Raw genomic sequence first — 19,331 nt, 5'->3', positions numbered from 1 at the left:
TTACTACTCACTGTAGAGCTTACCCGTAACGGCAGCCATCGTGTGACAACAAAGCCCCCGTCACGTACCCGTTTGGATACATGACGGAGGCTTTATCATCTCGCGGTGAGGACTCCTAGTGGAAGGAGTCGCCGCAGGCGCAGGAACCGCCTGCGTTCGGGTTGTCGATCGTGAAGCCCTGCTTGGAGATGGTGTCCTCGAAATCGATGGAGGCTCCGGCGAGGTAAGGGACGCTCATCCGGTCGACGATCACTTCCACGCCGTCGAAATCGCGAACGGCATCGCCGTCGAGCACACGCTCATCGAAGTAGAGCTGGTAGATCAGTCCGGAACACCCGCCGGGCTGCACCGCAACCCGAAGCCGAAGGTCAGTGCGGCCCTCCTGCTCCAGAAGACTCCGTACCTTATCGGCGGCGACATCTGACAGGTTGACCTCGTGTACCGGCAGTTCGGTGTCTGCGGCCGTCTCTGTGGTCGGTTCGCTTGTTGATGTGCTCATGATGTGCGTTCTCCTTAGCTTTGTGCCTACCCCGCCGGTTCCGTGCCTGTAACTACGACGACGGCATATGGCCATTAGCGCCTCGCGGCGCTGTCCGTTCCATGGTACGTCCGGTCGTCACGGCCTGCCCAGCTATGTAACGAAATGCTCTCTCGAAACATTCCGTCGCCCGGCACATGCCCTGACTGATACGTGAAGAGGTCAGCCGGCGTCGTTGAACCGCGCGAGCATCAGCGCCTCGGCGAGCACAGCGCGGCTGAACTCCCCCAGATGAAGCGATTCGTTTGCGCTGTGCGCCCTCGAATCAGGATCCTCCACTCCGGTCACCAGTATCTGCGCGTCAGGGTAGACCTCAGTCAGATCCGCAATGAACGGTATGGATCCTCCGATACCCGCCTCGACGGCTTCGGTCCCCCACGCCGTCCGCAGCGCCCACATGGCGATCTGGGCAGCAGGCCGGGTGGTGTCGGCAGAGAAAGGATTGCCGGACTCTCCGGGGGTGAATGTGACAGCGGCGCCGAACGGGGCATTGGCCTTCACATGGCGTTCGACGGCGGACATCGCCTCCAGCGGATCCTGACCGGGTGCCAGACGAAGGCTGAACTTCGCTCTCGCGCTAGGCAGCAGGGTGTTTGACGATAACGCCACGCTCGGAGCGTCGATGCCGATGATGGAGAGCGCGGGTTGGGTCCACAACCGTGAGACAAGGGAACCGGTACCCGCCAGCTGCACGCCGTCAAGAACGGACGCGTCTGCGCGGTAATCCGCCTCCGGGTACTCCACCTCGGCGGTGTCTGTAGCGAGCAGGCCTTCGATGGCGACGCTGCCGTTGTCGTCATGCAGGGTTGCGATCAACCGGGAAAGCAGCGTAGGTGCGTCGAGCACCGGGCCGCCGAACATACCTGAGTGCACCGCATGTTCGAGAACCCGAACCTCAATTGTGCCGTCCACCAGGCCGCGCAGGCTGGTGGTGAGTGCTGGTACACCGACCTTCCAGTTGCTCGAGTCGGCAACTACTATGACGTCGGACCGCAGCAGCTCGCGGTGTTCCTCCAGGAACCGGCGGAACGTGGGAGAGCCTGCCTCCTCCTCACCTTCTACGAAAAGGGTGATGCCAACGCCGAAGTCATCACCCAGGACATCGGAGACCGCACGGAACGCGGCAATGTGCGCCATGATCCCGGCTTTGTCATCGGCTGCTCCCCTGCCGTACAACCGGCCTCCACGCTCCTGTGGAGCGAAGGGCTCGCTCTCCCACAGCTCCCGCGCTCCCGGCGGCTGCACATCGTGATGCGCATAAAGCAGAATGGTCGGCTTCCCCTTGGCAGCCGGGCGCCGCGCGACGACGGCAGGACCGCCGGGTGCGCCATCGTTGTCCACTCGCAGGATGCGCACGTCCTCGATACCTGCGGAACGCACGAGAGACGCGACCGCTTCCGCACTGCGGTCAAGTTCCGCAGGGTCGAACGCTTCCCACGCCACTCCCGGGATGGCGACAAGTGACTTCAACTCCTCGACTGTCTGGGTGAACGCGGAGTCGACGCTGGACCGCAGGGCATCAATGATCGTGTCCGACAGCGCCTCAGTAGATAGCTTGCTCATGCCACCGAGCCTACACACGCGGGCGGAAATTGCTGCCCCGGGGCCGGGTATCCTAGAGGGGTGTTTGGACGAAAAAAAGACGCTGCCGTTGTTGAGACCCCCGCCGAGCGAGCTGCTGAGGAGCAACGCCTGAGGGCGGTGGGCAAAGGCGCCCCGACGCCGAAGCGAAGTGTCCAGCAAGCAGCGCGCAAGCGTCCGCTCGTGCCCAACGACCGGAAGGCAGCACGAGAAGCCAACCGCCTGGCCCGACGTGAGGAACAGATGCGCATGCGTCGCGCCCTCGAGAACGGCGATGAACGGCACCTGCCGTTCCGGGACAAGGGCCCTGCCCGCCGTTACGTCCGCGACTACGTGGATGCACGGTGGAACGTTGCCGAGTTCCTGATGTTCGCGGCGCTGGTCTTCGTCTTCCTCAGCTTCATCCCGAACCTCACGCTTCAGGGTTACATCATGCTCACCTTCTGGGTGATCATCGTTGCCGTTGTTATTGACTGCCTGCTCCTGCGCCGCAAGCTCAAGAAGCTCCTCGCTGAGAAGTTCGGCGAGCCGGGGCGCGGTGATCTTTGGTACGGCATCTCGCGCGCCATGCAGATCCGGCGTCTCCGCCTGCCCAAGCCGCAGGTAAGCCGCGGCCAGTACCCCGCCTAGCCGGACCTTCTACCGCGCACTTCACGTCCGGCAGTTCGCATCAAACGGCAGTTCGCATCGAAGCGCCCAGCTTCAGCGGCCGGCGGTTATCAACGGCTCAGCGCAACGCGGTCTTTCAGCGCGCGGTTGATTGACGCGGCCCAGAACGGACCTTCGTAGAGGAACCCTGTATAACCCTGCACAAGGGTGGCTCCAGCCTCCAAGCGCTCAGTGACGTCCTCGGCGGTTTCCACCCCGCCCACCGAGATCAGGGCAAGATCCGGACCGGCGGCCAAACGCAGGCGTTTAAGGACTTGCAGCGAACGCTCCTTGAGCGGCGCACCGCTCAAGCCGCCGACGCCGCACGCCATCACGGCTTCGTCGTCGGTAGTGAGTCCTTCACGCGTAATGGTGGTGTTGGTGGCGATGATGCCGTCCAGTTCCAGCTCCAGGGCCAGGGACGCAACCTCGTCAATATCCTCGTCGCTCAGGTCAGGAGCGATCTTCACCAGCAGCGGGACGTGGCGGCCCGCACTCTCATCCGCTGCTTTCCGGACGGCTTTCAGGAGCGGCCGGAGGGAACGAACACTTTGCAGTAACCGTAGCCCGGGTGTGTTCGGTGAACTCACGTTCACCACCAGGTAGTCGGCCAGCGGAGCCAACGCCTCCGCGGAGATGCGGTAGTCGGCAATGGCGTCGCGCAGGTCGACTGTCTTAGTCTTGCCGATGTTCACCCCTATGACCGGGCGCTGTGTGGGATAGCGTCGCTCAAGAGTTCGCCGTGCTGCCGCGATCCGTGGCGCAACGGCGGCTGCGCCGTCGTTATTGAATCCCATCCGGTTGATGACCGCACGGTCCTTCACCAGGCGGAACAACCGTGGCTTCGGGTTGCCCGGCTGGGCCTGCCCCGTGATCGTTCCGACCTCTATATGGCCGAACCCCAGATCCGTGAGGGCGGCAATGCCGTGACCCTCCTTGTCGAAACCGGCGGCCAGACCGAACGGGGAGGGAAAGGTGACGCCGAACGCCGTCGTGCTCAGTTCCGGAGCCGGCTGCGTGATGCGGCGCAGCACGCTGCCCGCGGGCGTCTTGCCTGTCCACCGGATCAGCCGGAAGCCGATGCGGTGCGCGCGCTCAGGGTCCATGCCGCTGAAAACGACGCGAAAGAAGACGGGATAAATACGCATGGTTCAAAGTTGCCACGGGGCCTGCCGCTTCACCAAGTTGATGGTTGGATCGATATCCTCGATTCATGGGCATCATCTGGCAGCCGGACCATCTCGGTGACGGCTTTGCCCTGACGGAGCTTGACCTCGGTGCAGATGAGGAGGGCCCCTGCGTTGCAACGCTTGTCTCCTACACCCCGCCTCCGGTTGAGACGCCGACCGACTTCCTGAGTACAGCGCAGCGGATGCTGAGGCTTCCCGGCCGGCGCGGTGAGGCCGCCGAGCCGGTCCAGGCGGTACTGTATCTTCACGGTTGGAGCGACTACTTCTTCCAGCACGAATTGGCGCACTTCTTCACGGAACGGGGTATCGCGTTCTATGCGCTGGACCTGCGTAAATACGGACGAAGCCTCAGGCCGTGGCAGACACCCGGGTATGTAACGGACCTGTCGGATTACGACCGCGACATCGACGCCGCTCTGGCCGCCCTCGCGGAGGACATCGAAGCCGGCACCGGGGCACCGCCGTCGGGGATCACCCTCATGGCGCATTCCACCGGAGCTCTGGTCGGATCGCTGTGGGCTCACCGTTTCCCCGGCCGCGTCTCGAGCCTCATTCTCAATAGCCCGTGGCTGGACATCCAGGGCAGTGCGATCCTGCGCACCACCACCCAGGGCCTGCTGGAACCGATCACCCGGTTCAGACCGAAAGCCCGTCTCAAGTTGCCGGAGTTCGGCTTCTACTGGCGGAGCATCAGCAACCAGGCCGACGGCGAATGGGAACTGAACGGTCAGTGGCGGCCGCAATTCGGGTTTCCCATTCGGGCGGGTTGGCTTACCGCGGTGCTGACCGGGCACGCGCAGGTGCGTCGGGGGCTCTCGATCGACGTCCCGGTCCTGGTGCTGGCCTCCTCGAGGTCAACCATCAGTCCTGTGTGGAACGACGCAATGCTCTCATCCGACAGCGTGCTTGACGTGACCGTCATGACGCAGCGTGCGCTCCAGCTTGGACCTCACGTCACGGTCTGCCGGTTCGACGGCGCCCTCCACGACACGCTGTTGTCACCGGCACCGGTGAGGGAGAAGGTATATGCCGAGCTTGATCGATGGATGAGCTGCTACAGCAAGCCGGCGGCGGAGGGCGAAAGTCAGGCCCGGGCCCGGTCAACCGCCCCGCCGTAACGGCGGTCACGGGCGGCATACTCCTCAACCGCCTTCCAGAGGGTGCGACGGTCGACGTCGGGCCACAGGACATCCATGAACACCATTTCAGCGTAGGCCGACTGCCAGAGCATGAAGTTGGATGTGCGCTGCTCGCCCGAGGTCCGCAGGAAGAGGTCGACGTCCGGCAGGTCCGGTTCGTCCAGGTACCGCTGGATTGTCCTTTCCGACACGGATGACGCCTTGAGGCGCCCGGCCGCCACATCCTCGGCAATGGCGCGCGCAGCGTCGGCAATCTCCGCCCGTCCTCCATAGTTCACGCACATGGTGAGGGTACAGACCGAGTTGGAGCGGGTGCGTTCCTCCGCCACCTCAAGTTCGTTGATGACGGAGCGCCAGAGACGCGGGCGGCGGCCGGCCCACCGTATGCGCACTCCCCACTCGTTGAGCTGGTCACGCTGCCGCCGCAGGACGTCACGGCTGAACCCCATGAGGAACCGCACCTCGTCCGGGGAACGCTTCCAGTTCTCCGTGGAGAAGGCATACACGCTCACATGACGCACACCGATGTCAATGGCACCTGCCACCACGTCCAGCAGTGCCGCTTCACCCGCCCGGTGTCCCTCGGTACGGGGCAGCCCGCGCTGATTGGCCCAGCGCCCGTTCCCATCCATGACTATCGCCACGTGCGCCGGAACCAGTTCGGCGGGGATCGCCGGCGGGAGCTCACCGCTGGGATGGGGCCACGGCTCCAACGGCTCTCTTTGGGATGTTGTCACACACGCTCCACATGTTTGAGGGACTTGACTGCTCGTTCCAGATGCCACTGTACGTAGGCGGCCACCAGTCCCGCACTTTCCCGCCGCGCGAAATCCTCGGCGGCGTCGGCTACTGCCCAGTCGCCCGACAGCAGGGCGCCCAGCAGGGCCATGGCATCGGGTGACGGTGACGCCGCGCCCGGCGGCCGGCACGCGGCGCACACAGCTCCGCCCAGGGCGGCTGAAAACGCCGTATGCGGGCCGGCTGCGCCGCAGCGCGCGCAGTCGGTGAAGCTGGGTGCCCAGCCGGCTGTTGCCAGTGCGCGGAGCAGATAGGAGTCCAGGATCAGTTCCGACGGATGGAGCCCTCTGCTCAGAGCCGACAGGGCACCGATAACCAGACCGTACTGCGCCCCGGCGGATTCGCCGTCGGCGTCCGTGAGCTTCTCAGCCGTTTCAGCTATTGCGGCTGCTGCCGTATAGCGGGAATAGTCGGCCGCGATACCGTGTCCATAGGCACCACGCGTCTGCGCCTGAGTGACGACGTCAAGCGTGCGTCCGGCGACGAGTTGAAGATCCACCGTCATGAAAGGTTCGAGACGTGCCCCGAACTTGCTGCTCGTTCGTCGAACACCCTTCGCAACTGCCCGGACCTGGCCGTGCTCACGGGTCAGGAGCACAATGATGCGGTCGGCTTCGCCGAGCTTATACGTACGAAGGACCACGCCTTCCGTAAGGTAGGTCCGCGACGCGAATGATCTGGCCACGTTCTATTTTCCCATCCGGCGGGTTGGGTGCAGCCCTCGCCGCGCCCGGCCCCCGAGTTCGTCTCCAGGAATCCTAGCTAAGGTCCCGAATGGCACGGTTGACCGCAGAAACGACCGCCTTCAGCGATGCCATGGTCGAGTTGGAATCGATGCCGATGCCCCAGAGCACCCGCTCCCCCACAGCGCACTCCACATACGCGGCAGCGCGGGCATTCCCGCCCGAAGAAAGCGCATGTTCCGTGTAATCAAGGACGCGTACGTCCACGCCGTCCTGACCGAGGATGGATACGAGCGCGTCGATCGGCCCGTTGCCCTGCGCGGTGCGCCGCTGCTGGACGCCGTCAATCATCAGCGTCGCCGTCAGATTGAAGCGCCCGTCCTCGGACGCGTCGGTGTTGGTCGAGGTAAGTACATAGTGGCCCCAGGAGCCGTTACGCGACGGCAGGTACTCGTCCTGGAAGATCTCCCACAGCGCGGCCCCGCTGACTTCACCGCCCACGGTATCCGTGCGGCGCTGTACGACTCCGGAGAATTCGATCTGTGCCCTGCGCGGCAGGTCCAGGCTGTGCTCGTGCTTGAGCAGATAGGCGACGCCGCCCTTGCCGGATTGCGAATTTACACGGATCACGGCCTCGTAGGAGCGGCCGATGTCCTTGGGATCGATCGGCAGGTACGGCACCGCCCAGGGGATTTCCTCGACCGTCTTTCCAACGGCAGCAGCGTCCTCCTCCATCCGCTCGAAGCCCTTCTTGATGGCGTCCTGGTGTGACCCGGAGAAAGCGGTGAATACCAGGTCTCCACCGTACGGTGAGCGCTCGGGCACGTTGAGCTGGTTGCAGTACTCTGCCGTGCGGCGGATATGGTCCATGTCCGAGAAGTCGATCTGCGGATCAATGCCCTGCCCGTACAGGTTCATCCCCAGCGTCACGAGATCGACGTTCCCGGTTCGCTCCCCGTTGCCGAACAGGCATCCCTCGATGCGGTCAGCACCGGCGAGGTAGCCGAGTTCAGCCGCTGCTACACCGGTGCCGCGGTCGTTGTGGGGGTGAAGGGACAGGATCACGGCGTCCCGGTTGGCCAGGTTGCGGCACATCCATTCGATGGAATCGGCATACACGTTCGGCGTGGCCATCTCAACAGTTGCCGGCAGGTTCAGGATCATCTGCCGATCGGAAGACGCTTCGAAGACAGCAGCGACCTCGTTGGAGATGCGCGCGGCGAATTCGAGCTCAGTGCCGGTGAAGGATTCCGGGGAGTACTCATAGGTGATATGCGTGTCACCCATGTTCTCCTCGAACTTCCGGCACAGCCGCGCACCGGTCAACGCGATATCGACGATGCCGTCCATGTCCTGGTTGAACACGACACGGCGCTGGAGCACTGAAGTCGAGTTGTAAAGGTGCACGATCGCACGGTCCGCGCCCTCAAGGGACTCGTAGGTCCGCTCGATCAGATGCTCACGCGCCTGGGTGAGCACCTGGATAGTGACGTCGTCGGGAATGCGGTCGCCCTCGATGAGCTGGCGGACGAAATCGAAGTCGGTCTGCGACGCCGAGGGGAAACCGACCTCGATCTCCTTGTAGCCCATCTTGACGAGCAGGTCGAACATCTTGTGCTTGCGCTCGGGACTCATGGGGTCAATAAGCGCCTGGTTGCCGTCGCGGAGGTCGACGGCGCACCAGCGCGGGGCCTTCGTGATGATTTTGTCCGGCCAGGTCCGGTCCGGCAGTTCCACGGTGATCTGATCCTGGAACGGAACGTACTTGTGGAACGGCATTCCGGCGGGTTTCTGTGCGTTGCGCATGGCGGTGGTGGCCTTTCCTTGGGTGAGCTTCTCAGGCTCTGGCTTCACAGGATGGCGGCCGGCAACACAAACTCCGCAGCGGGGGTTCGGCCTGCGATCGGGTAGTCAGCGTGTGACTAGCCGGTCGGTTGAGCCCCGCCACGGCAGCTAAGAAGGAGCAGCTCTGCGCGCACAATTCAACACTAGCACGGCCCCTAGGATGAGAAGACGCACCAACCAAGGAGCTTCCATGACCGCAGCAGGCATTAATCTCGCGAACGTCGATTCCACCGTTCGCCCGCAGGATGACCTCTTCCGCCACGTCAACGGCGTATGGCTTCGCAACACGCCCATTCCTGATGACCGGGCTCGGGAAGGCTCGTTCTCCCAACTCGCGGATGCAGCGGAGCTGGCCGTGCGCGCCATCGTCGAGGATGCCGCGGCGGACAAGGAGGACGACGGCGACCGCTTCCGTATCGGCGCCCTGTTTGCGGACTTCATGGATACCGCGCACCTCAACAGGGAGGGTGCAGCGCCGGTCCAGCCGCTGCTCGCCGCCATTGACGCGGCCAGCACGATCGAGGAGTTCGTCAGGCTGGACGCTGAACTGACGCGCTCCGGCGCAGCAGGGATAGTTCTCCCCTACGTGAGCAATGATGCAGGCAACCCTGAGCGTTATCTGCTCCACCTCTACCAGTCGGGCCTCGGGCTGCCCGACGAGTCCTACTACCGCGAGGGAAAATTCGAAGAGGCACGCCTGGCCTACGTCGAGCTGCTGCACCGGCTCTTCGAGCTCGCCGAATGTCCGGAAAGCCGGGCAGCGGCAGCCGGCGTTTTCGACCTCGAAACAAGACTGGCGTCGTCGCACATGGACACCGTGGCCCGGCGCAATCCGCAGGCTACCTACAACCTTCGCCGCATCCCGGAGCTGAACGCCCATGCCCCGCTTTTGGGGAGGTGGCTCACGGAACTGGCTGCCGGCGTCGGGCTTGGCGACGAGGTGATCTTGAACCAACCGGACTACGTGGCAGGGCTGATGAATGCGCTGGACGAGGTCCCCCTGCCCGTATGGAAGAACTGGCTCGCCGCAAGGGTACTGCTGCATGCAGCCCCCTTCCTCAGCGACGAGTTTGTGGACGCCCACTTTTCGTTCTACGGAACCAAGCTCAGTGGCACGCCGCAGCTGAAGGAACGCTGGAAGCGCGGTGTTGCGGTTGTCGAAGGCGCCCTTGGCGAGGCGGTAGGCCGCGAATACGTTTCTCGTCACTTTCCGGAAACGCACAAGGCGACCATGCAGGATCTCGTTGACAACCTTCTCGCCGCGTACGGCGAGCGGATCACCCGGCTGGACTGGATGAGCGCTGACACGCGCCAGCGGGCACTCGGAAAGCTGCGGCTCTTCACGACCAAAATCGGTTACCCGGAGCGCTGGATCGACTATTCGACTCTGCGGATCACTCCCGGCGACCTTCACGGCAACGTGCGGAGGGCGACCGAGTTTGAGACGAACCGGCAGCTGGCCAAGCTCGGCGGTCCCATCGACCGTGGCGAGTGGCACCTCACTCCGCAGACAGTCAACGCCTACTACATGCCGACCATGAACGAAATAGTCTTCCCCGCCGCAATCCTGCAACCCCCGTTCTTCGACGCCGATGCGGACCCCGCCGCGAACTACGGGGCGATCGGGGCCGTCGTCGGTCACGAGATCGGGCACGGATTCGACGACCAGGGGTCGCAGTTCGACGGGACGGGAGCCCTGCACAACTGGTGGACCGAAGCGGACAGAACGGCGTTCGAGGCACTTACCGGCCAGTTGGTCAGTCAGTACGCTGAGCTGGCGCCCACCGAGACGCCGGATCACCCGATCAACGGAAAGCTCACCCTTGGCGAAAACATTGGAGACCTCGGCGGACTGGGAATCAGCCTCGCAGCATATCTGATCAGCCTCGACGGAGCGGAGCCGCCCGTCATTGACGGCCTGACAGGCATCCAGCGATTCTTCTACTCGTGGGCCGAGTGCTGGCGCCAGAACATCCGTCCGGAGGAGGCAGCGCGCCGCATCGCGATTGATCCGCATGCGCCGAATGAATACCGATGCAATCAGGTGGTGCGCAACCTCGACGAATTCCACGACGCGTTCGATGTGACGCAGACGGACGGACTCTGGCTCGCTCCCGAGGACCGCGTCAGGATCTGGTAGCCACCGTCAGGACTGGCAGGTGACCTGCGCGGCTGTCTGGCCCCGCAGGTCGCCGGCCACACCCTCCGTCTTGATTGTCTTTCCCTCGGTGAAATCACTGCCGACGGAGAGCTCAAGCCCGACAGTGTCAGCGCTTGGAATCACCTGGACTTCAGTCAGTCCGAACAGCTCGGCGATCACAGGCGCAATTCCCTCGTACCCGGGACCGACGAACAGCTGGGTAGCCGGGCGATCATCGGCGTCCGCGGCGGCCGCCTGGGTGTACCCCTCCTCAAGAAGTACATCCTGAAGTTCCTGCCCGCGCTCCGATTCCCCGGACGCGTTGAGCACGGTGATGGGAACCAGCGCGGGATCGAATCCGAGCTCCTCCGCGGTCGGCGTCGGCTCGGGCTCCTGTGTGGGCTCAGGCTCACTCGACGGGTCGGTGCTGGGGCTCGGACTCGCTGAACGCGAGGGCTCCTGGACGGGCTCGGTGATGTCGCGGTCGGCGCGGAGGGCCTCAAAAAGATCATCTGCCTTGTCCTCGTCCAGCACGAGGCGGTTCACATTGGCTTCGTACGGAACGACCGGGACAGTCACGAAAGCGACATTGCCCAGATCGACCTCCTGCAGCCGGCCGGCAAGCTTGAGCAGTTCGGGGATTTCGCCCAGGCCGTCGTCGACCGTGAGGTTTTGGGTAACCGCTTCGGCGATCGAGTACAGGCGCGGAATGTTGGTCAGCGTCCCTTCCTCTTTGATCTTCCGTGCCAGCGAGGCAAGGAAAGCCTGCTGGGCGCGGATGCGCCCTTCATCTCCCCCGGTACCGAAGCTATGCCGTGTGCGCAGGAATGCCAGCGCCTGCTCGCCCTCAATCTCGCTGGTGCCGGCGTCGAGCTTCAGCCCGGAATATTCGTCGTCGACTGCTTGATTCACACAGACTTCTACTCCCCCGACTGCCTTCGACAGCTCGGTAACGGCCTTGAAGTCGGCCATCATGAAATGGTCGATCTGGAGTCCGGTGACTTCGTTGATGGCCGCCACCGTGCAGCCGGGACCGCCGTTCGCGAGGGAGCTGTTGAGTTGACCGAGCGCCCTGGAGTCGCTGCTCGCTCCGGTGTCGGGATTGAAACATTCCGGCAGCGGCACCAGCAGGTCACGGGGGAAACTCACCATCGTGACATTGCTTCGGTCTGCGGACATGGTCATGAGCATCATGACGTCCGCCTGGCCCTCTTCATCCTCCGGATCTTCGTCACCGCCCTGCCCCGCGCGGGTGTCACTGCCGATGATGAGGATCTGGACAGGATCCCGGCTCAGGTCCACCGGCAATTGCGTCTCACCGCCGGCCCCGAGGTTCAGGCGTTCAGTGGCGACGTTTCCCTGCAGGCGAACCACGGAAAAGGCCACGATTCCGACGGCCGCCACGAGCACGGCGACAAGCGAGATCGCCACGATCTGCAGGACGGACGGCCGTACCCTGCCGAGATGCCGTCCGCCGGCCCCCAGCCGGATGCCATCCGGGGAGCCCGTCTGCTCACCGCCGGATTCACTCATGACGCTCGGCCCTTTCGAATTGATTCTGAGACTTGCTGCCCCTGCGAGCGGGACATCTGTAGCTCAACGAGCACCTGCTGCCCGAAGTGCCCGGACTGCGAGCGGCCCGGCAGCGGCTAGAAACCGAGCTTCACGAGCTGCCTGGGATCTCGCTGCCAGTCCTTCGCTATCTTTACGTGCAGGTCGAGGTAGACCTTCGTGCCCAGCAGGGCTTCGATCCCCTTCCTCGCCACAGTGCCCACCTCGCGCAGCCGCGCCCCGCCCTTGCCGATGATGATTGCCTTCTGTGACGAACGCTCCACGTAAAGATTGACCCGGACGTCGAGCAGCGGGTTGTCTTCCGGGCGGCCTTCGCGCGGAACGATCTCCTCCACGACCACGGCCAGGGAATGAGGGAGTTCGTCCCGTACCCCCTCGAGGGCAGCTTCCCGCACCAGTTCGGCGACCATGACGGCCTCAGGTTCATCGGTCAGCTCACCATCAGGATACAGCGGAGGAGATTCCGGCATATGGGAAGCGAAGACGTCTGCCACGGTGGTGACCTGGAAGCCGTCCACCGCCGAAACAGGCACGACGTCGGCCCACCCCTCTTCTCCGAGCACTTCCCGGCCCAGTTCGGTCACCGCGAGCAGCTGGCGCAGCAGCGCCTCTTTGCTGACGAGGTCGGCCTTTGTGACCACTGCGATGATCGGCTTCCCCTTCAGCTGCGCCAGTTGTGCCGAGATATAGCGGTCGCCCGGTCCAACCTGCTCGTTTGCGGGGAGGCAGAAGCCGATGGCGTCCACCTCGGCCAGGGTGTCGGCAACGAGGTCGTTGAGGCGCTGGCCGAGCAGGGTGCGGGGCCGGTGGAGACCCGGCGTATCGACGAGGATGAGCTGTGCATCTTCGCGGTGCACAATGCCGCGGATGGTGTGGCGGGTCGTCTGGGGTTTGGCCGAGGTGATTGCGACCTTGTGTCCGACCAGCGCGTTGGTCAGGGTCGACTTTCCGGCGTTGGGCCGACCGACCAGCGAGATGAAGCCCGCCCGATACTGCTGGGTGCTCATTTGTTGTCCACCGTTTCCCTCGAATCTTCATTGACCTGGTCTGCGTGCACGTCCTCGTCCGAGGGCAGTTCCACCCTCCAGGCGAGGATGTGCGAAACGCGGTTACGGCGCCCCTCAACCCGCTCTGCACGCAGGGCAATATCGCCCACCTGAACCTCGCTCCCGACAATCGGCACACGACCGAGGGTCTTGGCGAGGAGCCCGCCCACCGTGTCTACCTCATCATCCTCGAGGTCCATGTCGAAGAGCTCGCCCAGGTCATCAATGCTCATGCGGGCGCTGACACGGAAGCCGCCCTCGGGCAGTTGTTCCATCTCGGGAACTTCGGAGTCGTACTCGTCGACGATCTCGCCGACGATTTCCTCGATCAGGTCCTCAAGCGTCACGAGACCTGCGGTGCCGCCGTATTCGTCGATGACGATGGCAACATGGGTGGATTCCCGTTGCAGTTCCTGGAGGAAATCCCCGACCGGCTTCGACTCGGGCACGTATCGCACGTCGCGGCAGACTCCGTCCACGGGGTCCTGGTCACCACTATGATCCGCGTTCAGCACCGCGACGACGTCCTTCATGTACAGGATTCCCCGGACGTCGTCGGCGTTGTCTCCGATGACCGGAACGCGAGAATACCCGGAGCGGAGAAAGAGAGACATCGCCTGCCGGAGTGTGGATCCGGCCTCAATGGAGACCATGTCGGTGCGCGGGACCATCACGGACCGCACCTTGGTGTCTCCGAGCTCGAAAACTGAATGGATCAGCTCGGCTTCACTGTCCTCGATCATTTCGGCCTCGCTCGCCCGCGAGAGCAGCTCCCGGAACTCTTCCTCCGTGAAGAATGCTGCCTCTGCTCGGGCTGACCCGGGGGAGATAGCACTTCCGACGCCGACGAGCCAGCGCGGAATGGGTCCGAGGACGGCGCGCAGGACGCCCACCATCCGCGCAGTGAGCGGTACCAGTGTGGCCGCGTGGGTTCGGCCGAGCTGACGGGGCGAAACTCCGACGAGAACAAAGCCGAGACCGGCCATCGTCACCGTGGCCAGCAGACCGGCAATCCAGATGTTTTCCAGCACATCGGCGAACAGGAGGGCGACCGCAACCGCCGCGGCCATCTCGAACCAGACGCGCCAGAAGCGGAGTGCATGCATATGCGCCACCGGAGATTCCAGGATGCGCCGGACGGGCTCTCCCATCGGTCCGTTGAGATGCGCCTCGGCATCCTGGCGTGGCAGAAAACTGAAGGCCGCCTCTGCGGCAGTTACCAGCGCGGCAATAAGTACGAAGACGATTGCCATCAGCGCCAAAAGGAAAACGATCATCGGCTGGACTGGTCCGTTGCTGCGAGGACGGTCACTGGGTTGTTTCCGTGGGGGCGGTGCCGCCGAGGAAATCAGCGAGGAGCTGGCGCTGCAGGCCAAACATTTCCTTTTCCTCTTCCGGCTCGGCATGATCAAAGCCCAGTAGATGAAGCATGCCGTGGGTGGTGAGCAGGAGAAGCTCCTCGCCGATACTGTGTCCGGCATTGGCGGCCTGGGTGCCCGCTACCTCAGGGCACAGGACAACATCACCCAGAATGCCCGAGGCAGTGGGACGGGCAGCCGTACCCGGCCGCAGCTCGTCCATCGGAAATGACAGAACGTCAGTTGGTCCCGGCTCATCCATCCACTCGATGTGGAGCTTCTCCATGGCATCAACGTCCACAAGAATGATGGACAGCTCAGACTCGGGGTGCACATAGAGCCGTTCGAGCACGTGGCGGCCAAGCCTGACCAGGGATTCTTCGTCCACCTCGACACCGGACTCGTTGTTGACCTCAATGCTCATTGCGGCCCGTCTTGCCGGGGCTTCGGCGGCCATTCAGGGCAACCCGCTGGGATTCATCCCATTTGCTGTAGGCGGACACGATGTCCCCGACCAGGCGATGGCGCACTACGTCGGTGGCGTCCAGCGGAGAGAAGGCGACGTCGTCGACCCCCTGCAGGATTTCGCTCACGACGCGAAGCCCGGAACTGGTCCCGCCCGGCAGGTCCACCTGGGTCACGTCGCCGGTGACCACCATCCTGGAACCGAAGCCCAGCCTGGTGAGGAACATCTTCATCTGCTCAGGAGTGGTGTTCTGCGCTTCATCGAGGATGATGAACGCATCATTCAGGGTACGGCCGCGCATGTAGGCGAGCGGTGCGACCTCGATTGTTCCGGCAGCCATAAGGCGCGGAATGGAATCGGGATCCATCATGTCGTGAAGAGCGTCGTAGAGCGGGCGCAGGTACGGGTCGATCTTGTCGTTCAGCGTTCCGGGGAGGAATCCCAGCCGTTCCCCCGCCTCAACAGCCGGACGGGTAAGGATGATCCTGTTGACTTCCTTGTGCTGAAGAGCCTGAACCGCCTTGGCCATTGCCAGGTAGGTTTTGCCGGTGCCGGCCGGGCCGATGCCGAAGACGATGGTATGCGTATCAATCGCTTCGACATATTTCTTCTGGTTGACCGTCTTCGGGCGGATGGTACGGCCGCGTGAAGAGAGGATATTCATCGACAGGACTTCGGCCGGCTTCGCAGCGCCCTGCGTCTTGAGCATGAAAAGCAGCTGCTCCAACACCTGCGCTGTCACCGGTGTCTGGCTGGCGGCGAGGGTACGTATCTCGCTGATCAGGCGCTCGGTGCGCCCAACGTCCGTCGCGGGACCGGTGATGGAGAGATCATTGCCGCGTACGTGGAGGCTTACGCCGGGGAAAGCTCCCTCGATCATGGCGAGAGCCTCGTCATTTGCGCCGAGAGCCTGCACCATCTGGTCGGCTGAATCAAACTCGATGACCCGGCTGTCCAGGCCTGCTGCCCCCATACCCACTGCAGAATCCGTCATATTATCGGCCCGTGGGCCTTCCATCTCTCCTCGTGTCGCCGGAATTTCCGGTTAGGTGCTGGTCCAGGCCTTTGAAGAAGCCTTCTACTAGCGTACCGCCGCAGGCCTGTTACCGCTCGCATCCACTTCGCGAGAAACCGTTCACCGGCTGGGCGGACAAAATATCTCAGGAACGCAACGGCCCGATATCAATCGCGTCTCAGTCCTGTGGCGATTGGGGAAAACCGGCCGGTAGCGCACACTTCCTATGCCAAGCTGGATTACTGCTGCGCCGGGCAGCTCCGGCTCCTACTCTCATCATCCCTGATGGTGAGATTTGAGCCCGGTGCTGGAACCCCAGCCATTGGACACTGTAAACGGAGAGGAGATGGGAACGCATGGCCGCCATCCCTCTTTCTGGACAGACGAAGGTGCGCCGCTGGAAGGTATCCGTACTTCTCGCGACGGCGCTGGGACTGCAGGCCTGCACTATCGGAGGCCCGCCCGAGTCGACGGCGGAGATCGCGCCTCAGTCAGAAGTGCTGCTGGAATCCGCGGCGAGTATGCCGGAGCTCGCTCTGCGAAGCCCCGAAGCCACAGACGCCGCTTCCCTCCTTCCGGTCTACTGGCTGGGAGAGGCGAACGGACTGCTTTACCGCGAATTCCTGCCGGCCGAATCGACAGGAGACCCGATCGCCGCTGCAGTCTGGGCGATGACCAGCGCTGAGCCGCTGGACGACGACTACTACAGCCCCTGGCAGAATGCCTCCGCTGTCAACACCTCGATCTCGCCGGACAACGTCATCACGGTGGACATTTCCTCCGATTCATTCACCACGGAGGTCGACGCGGAGACGGCTGTGCAGGCAGTGCAGCAACTCGTTTACACCGCGACAGCCGCAGCAGCCAATTCCGGCCTGATTGCCAGCGGAAGTCCGAGCAGCGTTCGCCTGCTGGTGGACGGCAAGGCGGGCTACAACGCATTCGGACATATCGCGCTGGGTTCCGTTCTGCGGCGGGACGTCAGCGCAGTGGCGCCTGTCTGGATCATCAACCCGCAGGAGAGCTCGGTCCGCACCGATCGGACTGTCATCATCCAGGGCAGCACGACCACGACGGACACAAGCCTTCAGTGGAGGGTCCGGCGCGTGGACGGGGGCGGTGTACCCGCTGAAGATGTTGTCGACGGAACCGTACCGGTGGAGGCGGGAACGGGCGCGGTAGGGCTGTATGAGTTCAGTGTGGCCCTGGAACAGGGAACCTATCTCGTTGAGGTGTACGAGGCGTCGGAGACGGATCCCGGATCCGGGCCTGCTGCCGACGACGTCGCCGATGACAAGCTGGTCAGCATCCGCTGACCGCCGGCTATCAGCCGCCAGCTGCCGGAAATCCGAGGGCTACCAGCGGCCGGAGAGCTGGTTGAGCACAGCAAGCGCTGCCGGCCCGGCCGTCGAGGCGCGCAGGACATTATTTCCGAGTTGCACCGGCAAGGCTCCGTGCTCGGCGAACAGCTCGACCTCGTGCGGGGCGACTCCCCCTTCCGGGCCCACGATTACGGCCAGCGTCCCTTTTCTGCCTCCCGGGTCACGGTTCCAGTAACCCGCGAGAGATTCTTGCGCTTCCTCGTGGAGCAGGATCGGGTGATCAACGCTGTCAAGCCATCGCCCGAGGCCCCGGCTGTCCAGCACATCGAGGACGTCCGGAACCCGGGTGCGCCGACTTTGCTTCGACGCGGTGCGGACCAGGGCTTCCCACTTCGCGCGTCCCTTTACAGCTTTGTCGGCACGCCACCGCACAATGCTGCGGTCTGCCTGCCAGGGCAGAACAGCGTCAACGCCGAGTTCGGTAGCTGCCTCGACTGCCAGCTCCGCGCGGTCCCCCTTCGCCAGGGCCTGGACCAGGACAATGCGGATTTCAGGGAGTGGATCGAAGGAGATCCTGTCCACCGTTACTACGACGGCGGCAGGCGCCGCATCGACGACGGTGCAGCTCAGACGGCGCCCCTGCCCGTCCACCACGTCGATCGTTTCTCCGGGAACCACACGCTTCACGGTTGCAGCGTGATGGGCTTCCTGACCTCGCAGGGTGATGCTTGCGCCGGTGACAGCGCTTTGAACGTCTTCGGGTTGACCGAAGAAAGCCTGGTTGGTCATTGTCCGGGCTACCGCTCAGAGATTTCCGAGGCGCTCGCGCAAGCGGGCGAATACCCCTGATCCGCTGCTGGCCAGCTGACCTTCGGCGAACTGTTCGCCGCGCATTTCCGCCAGACGTCGAAGGAGCTCCTCCTGAGCGCCGTCGAGGTTCCGGGGGGTCTCGACGCTCAGGTGTACCAGGAGATCTCCCCTGCCATATCCGCGCAGATGCGTAACTCCAAGACCTTTGAGCGCGATCACTTCGCCGGACTGGGTACCGGACTTGATCGTGAGTTCCTGATCACCGTCGAAGCTGGTCATGGTCACGGTGGTGCCGAGAGCTGCCGCTGTCATGGGCACGCTCAAGGTGGCGTGGAGGTCGTCGCCCTCCCGCAGGAAAGTCGGGTCGCTGTTGACCCGGATTTCGACGTAAAGGTCCCCCTGGGGGCCGCCCGCCGTGCCTGCCTCCCCCTGACCCGAAAGCTGGATTCGCGTACCCGTTGAAACACCGGCGGGCACCTTGATCGTCAGGCTGCGGCGTGATCGTATACGCCCGTCCCCGTTGCACTCGTTGCAGGGGTGCGGGATGACGGTTCCGTACCCCTGGCAGGTGCCGCAGGTCGCCGTCGTCATAACCTGGCCCAGGATGGACCGGACCGCGCGCTGGACCTGCCCGGACCCACCGCAAATATCGCAGGTTCTCGGCGACGTCCCGGGCTGTGTGCAGGATCCGTCACAGGTGGGGCATACTGCCGCAGAGTCCACTTCGATCTTCTTGTTGGAGCCGAAGACCGCATCCTTCAGATCGATACGGACGGCGATGAGGGCATCCTGGCCGCGCTGGGTACGTGACGGCGGACCGCTGGGACCGCCTCCTCCGAAGAAGGTCTCGAAAATGTCGTGGAAGGCGAAGCCCGGGCCGGCATAGCCGCCGCCGAACCCGTTGTCGGTGCCGTTTTCGTTTCCGGTGGTGTCATAGACGCGCCGCTTCTGCGGATCCGAAAGCACCTCGTATGCGCGGGTGACCAGCTTGAACTCCTCAGCCGCTTCAGGGCCGACGTTGACGTCCGGGTGGAGTTTGCGGGCGAGCTTGCGGTACGCCTTCTTGATTTCTTCGCCGCTGGCATCGCGTGCAACGCCAAGGACATCGTAGTGATTACTCACTCCTGCACATCACTTCCTGTTATCTCACCGCGTGAGCGGCTGCTGTTCATGGGATCCG

Annotated in this window: 17 protein-coding genes; 4 read left to right on the top strand and 13 right to left on the bottom strand. The window is 63.7% G+C overall.

What is annotated here, in order from left to right:
• Positions 1–115 precede the first annotated feature (115 nt).
• Both AC4D1W_RS11030 and AC4D1W_RS11025 read right to left on the bottom strand, forming a co-directional pair.
• The gene (locus AC4D1W_RS11030) at positions 116–499 is read right to left on the bottom strand and encodes a HesB/IscA family protein (protein ID WP_490891588.1); all 384 of its coding nucleotides are present in this window, start codon (positions 497–499) and stop codon (positions 116–118) included.
• 201 nt (positions 500–700) lie between these two features.
• A complete protein-coding gene (locus AC4D1W_RS11025; protein WP_490898764.1) occupies positions 701–2,101 on the bottom strand; it encodes a dipeptidase in 1,401 nt (466 codons plus the stop codon).
• Positions 2,102–2,239: 138 nt separating this feature from the next.
• Between AC4D1W_RS11025 and AC4D1W_RS11020 the strand changes: the two genes are divergently transcribed.
• On the top strand, positions 2,240–2,749 hold the full coding sequence (locus AC4D1W_RS11020) for a DUF3043 domain-containing protein (RefSeq protein WP_490898859.1): 510 nt from the start codon (positions 2,240–2,242) through the stop codon (positions 2,747–2,749).
• Positions 2,750–2,838: 89 nt separating this feature from the next.
• Here the strand turns inward: AC4D1W_RS11020 and AC4D1W_RS11015 are convergent, their stop codons facing one another.
• Complete coding sequence (locus tag AC4D1W_RS11015; protein WP_490891593.1) at positions 2,839–3,915, bottom strand: quinone-dependent dihydroorotate dehydrogenase; 1,077 nt, start codon at positions 3,913–3,915, stop codon at positions 2,839–2,841.
• A 65-nt stretch (positions 3,916–3,980) separates the two neighbouring features.
• Between AC4D1W_RS11015 and AC4D1W_RS11010 the strand changes: the two genes are divergently transcribed.
• Complete coding sequence (locus AC4D1W_RS11010; RefSeq protein WP_490898763.1) at positions 3,981–5,075, top strand: alpha/beta hydrolase; 1,095 nt, start codon at positions 3,981–3,983, stop codon at positions 5,073–5,075.
• Here AC4D1W_RS11010 and AC4D1W_RS11005 read toward each other — a convergent pair.
• The 3 genes from AC4D1W_RS11005 to leuA form a co-directional block, all read right to left on the bottom strand.
• Positions 5,042–5,833, bottom strand: coding sequence for an isoprenyl transferase (locus AC4D1W_RS11005; RefSeq protein WP_490898762.1), 792 nt, complete (start codon positions 5,831–5,833; stop codon positions 5,042–5,044). The two genes, AC4D1W_RS11010 and AC4D1W_RS11005, sit on opposite strands and share 34 nt — an antisense overlap.
• The gene (gene recO / locus AC4D1W_RS11000) at positions 5,830–6,579 is read right to left on the bottom strand and encodes a DNA repair protein RecO (protein ID WP_490898761.1); all 750 of its coding nucleotides are present in this window, start codon (positions 6,577–6,579) and stop codon (positions 5,830–5,832) included. Before recO ends, AC4D1W_RS11005 begins: the two co-directional genes overlap by 4 nt.
• Positions 6,580–6,652: 73 nt before the next feature.
• Complete coding sequence (gene leuA, locus AC4D1W_RS10995) at positions 6,653–8,383, bottom strand: 2-isopropylmalate synthase (RefSeq protein WP_490891598.1); 1,731 nt, start codon at positions 8,381–8,383, stop codon at positions 6,653–6,655.
• A 229-nt stretch (positions 8,384–8,612) separates the two neighbouring features.
• Between leuA and AC4D1W_RS10990 the strand changes: the two genes are divergently transcribed.
• Positions 8,613–10,562, top strand: a complete 1,950-nt coding sequence (locus AC4D1W_RS10990) for a M13 family metallopeptidase (protein ID WP_490898760.1) — start codon at positions 8,613–8,615, stop codon at positions 10,560–10,562.
• 6 nt (positions 10,563–10,568) lie between these two features.
• On the opposite strand, the gene AC4D1W_RS10985 is transcribed toward AC4D1W_RS10990, so the two are convergent.
• From AC4D1W_RS10985 to AC4D1W_RS10965, 5 genes are all read right to left on the bottom strand, one after another.
• Positions 10,569–12,095 (bottom strand): LCP family protein, encoded by a 1,527-nt coding sequence (locus AC4D1W_RS10985; protein WP_490898759.1) that lies wholly within the window; start codon positions 12,093–12,095, stop codon positions 10,569–10,571.
• A 116-nt stretch (positions 12,096–12,211) separates the two neighbouring features.
• Positions 12,212–13,141 carry a GTPase Era gene (gene era / locus AC4D1W_RS10980; RefSeq protein WP_490891601.1) on the bottom strand — a complete coding sequence of 310 codons (930 nt, stop codon included), beginning with the start codon at positions 13,139–13,141 and terminating at the stop codon, positions 12,212–12,214.
• Positions 13,138–14,457 carry a hemolysin family protein gene (locus AC4D1W_RS10975; protein ID WP_490898758.1) on the bottom strand — a complete coding sequence of 440 codons (1,320 nt, stop codon included), beginning with the start codon at positions 14,455–14,457 and terminating at the stop codon, positions 13,138–13,140. The genes era and AC4D1W_RS10975 overlap by 4 nt, the downstream gene beginning before the upstream one ends.
• 31 nt (positions 14,458–14,488) lie before the next feature.
• Positions 14,489–14,962 (bottom strand): rRNA maturation RNase YbeY, encoded by a 474-nt coding sequence (gene ybeY / locus AC4D1W_RS10970; protein ID WP_490898757.1) that lies wholly within the window; start codon positions 14,960–14,962, stop codon positions 14,489–14,491.
• Positions 14,952–15,998 (bottom strand): PhoH family protein, encoded by a 1,047-nt coding sequence (locus AC4D1W_RS10965; RefSeq protein WP_490891604.1) that lies wholly within the window; start codon positions 15,996–15,998, stop codon positions 14,952–14,954. The genes ybeY and AC4D1W_RS10965 overlap by 11 nt, the downstream gene beginning before the upstream one ends.
• A 377-nt stretch (positions 15,999–16,375) precedes the next feature.
• On the opposite strand from AC4D1W_RS10965, the gene AC4D1W_RS10960 reads away from it, so the two are divergent.
• On the top strand, positions 16,376–17,335 hold the full coding sequence (locus tag AC4D1W_RS10960; protein WP_490898756.1) for a GerMN domain-containing protein: 960 nt from the start codon (positions 16,376–16,378) through the stop codon (positions 17,333–17,335).
• 39 nt (positions 17,336–17,374) lie between these two features.
• On the opposite strand, the gene AC4D1W_RS10955 is transcribed toward AC4D1W_RS10960, so the two are convergent.
• Entirely contained in the window at positions 17,375–18,130 is a 756-nt protein-coding gene (locus AC4D1W_RS10955; protein ID WP_490898755.1) for a 16S rRNA (uracil(1498)-N(3))-methyltransferase, read from the bottom strand.
• Between the two features lie 15 nt (positions 18,131–18,145).
• On the bottom strand, positions 18,146–19,273 hold the full coding sequence (gene dnaJ, locus AC4D1W_RS10950) for a molecular chaperone DnaJ (protein ID WP_490891607.1): 1,128 nt from the start codon (positions 19,271–19,273) through the stop codon (positions 18,146–18,148).
• Positions 19,274–19,331: the final 58 nt, after the last annotated feature.

Source organism: Arthrobacter sp. TJ-170 (assembly GCF_058269305.1).
Note: the sequence above shows the minus strand (reverse complement) of the source record. Positions and strands in the feature narration are given on the sequence as shown.

Coding starts and splice junctions, on each gene's coding strand:
- AC4D1W_RS11030 (WP_490891588.1), bottom strand. CDS start 499: ATGAGCACATCAACAAGCGAACCGACCACAGAGACGGCCGCAGACACC.
- AC4D1W_RS11025 (WP_490898764.1), bottom strand. CDS start 2,101: ATGAGCAAGCTATCTACTGAGGCGCTGTCGGACACGATCATTGATGCC.
- AC4D1W_RS11015 (WP_490891593.1), bottom strand. CDS start 3,915: ATGCGTATTTATCCCGTCTTCTTTCGCGTCGTTTTCAGCGGCATGGAC.
- AC4D1W_RS11010 (WP_490898763.1), top strand. CDS start 3,981: ATGGGCATCATCTGGCAGCCGGACCATCTCGGTGACGGCTTTGCCCTG.
- leuA (WP_490891598.1), bottom strand. CDS start 8,383: ATGCGCAACGCACAGAAACCCGCCGGAATGCCGTTCCACAAGTACGTT.
- AC4D1W_RS10990 (WP_490898760.1), top strand. CDS start 8,613: ATGACCGCAGCAGGCATTAATCTCGCGAACGTCGATTCCACCGTTCGC.
- AC4D1W_RS10985 (WP_490898759.1), bottom strand. CDS start 12,095: ATGAGTGAATCCGGCGGTGAGCAGACGGGCTCCCCGGATGGCATCCGG.
- era (WP_490891601.1), bottom strand. CDS start 13,141: ATGAGCACCCAGCAGTATCGGGCGGGCTTCATCTCGCTGGTCGGTCGG.
- AC4D1W_RS10975 (WP_490898758.1), bottom strand. CDS start 14,457: ATGATCGTTTTCCTTTTGGCGCTGATGGCAATCGTCTTCGTACTTATT.
- ybeY (WP_490898757.1), bottom strand. CDS start 14,962: ATGAGCATTGAGGTCAACAACGAGTCCGGTGTCGAGGTGGACGAAGAA.
- AC4D1W_RS10965 (WP_490891604.1), bottom strand. CDS start 15,998: ATGACGGATTCTGCAGTGGGTATGGGGGCAGCAGGCCTGGACAGCCGG.
- AC4D1W_RS10960 (WP_490898756.1), top strand. CDS start 16,376: ATGGCCGCCATCCCTCTTTCTGGACAGACGAAGGTGCGCCGCTGGAAG.
- AC4D1W_RS10955 (WP_490898755.1), bottom strand. CDS start 18,130: ATGACCAACCAGGCTTTCTTCGGTCAACCCGAAGACGTTCAAAGCGCT.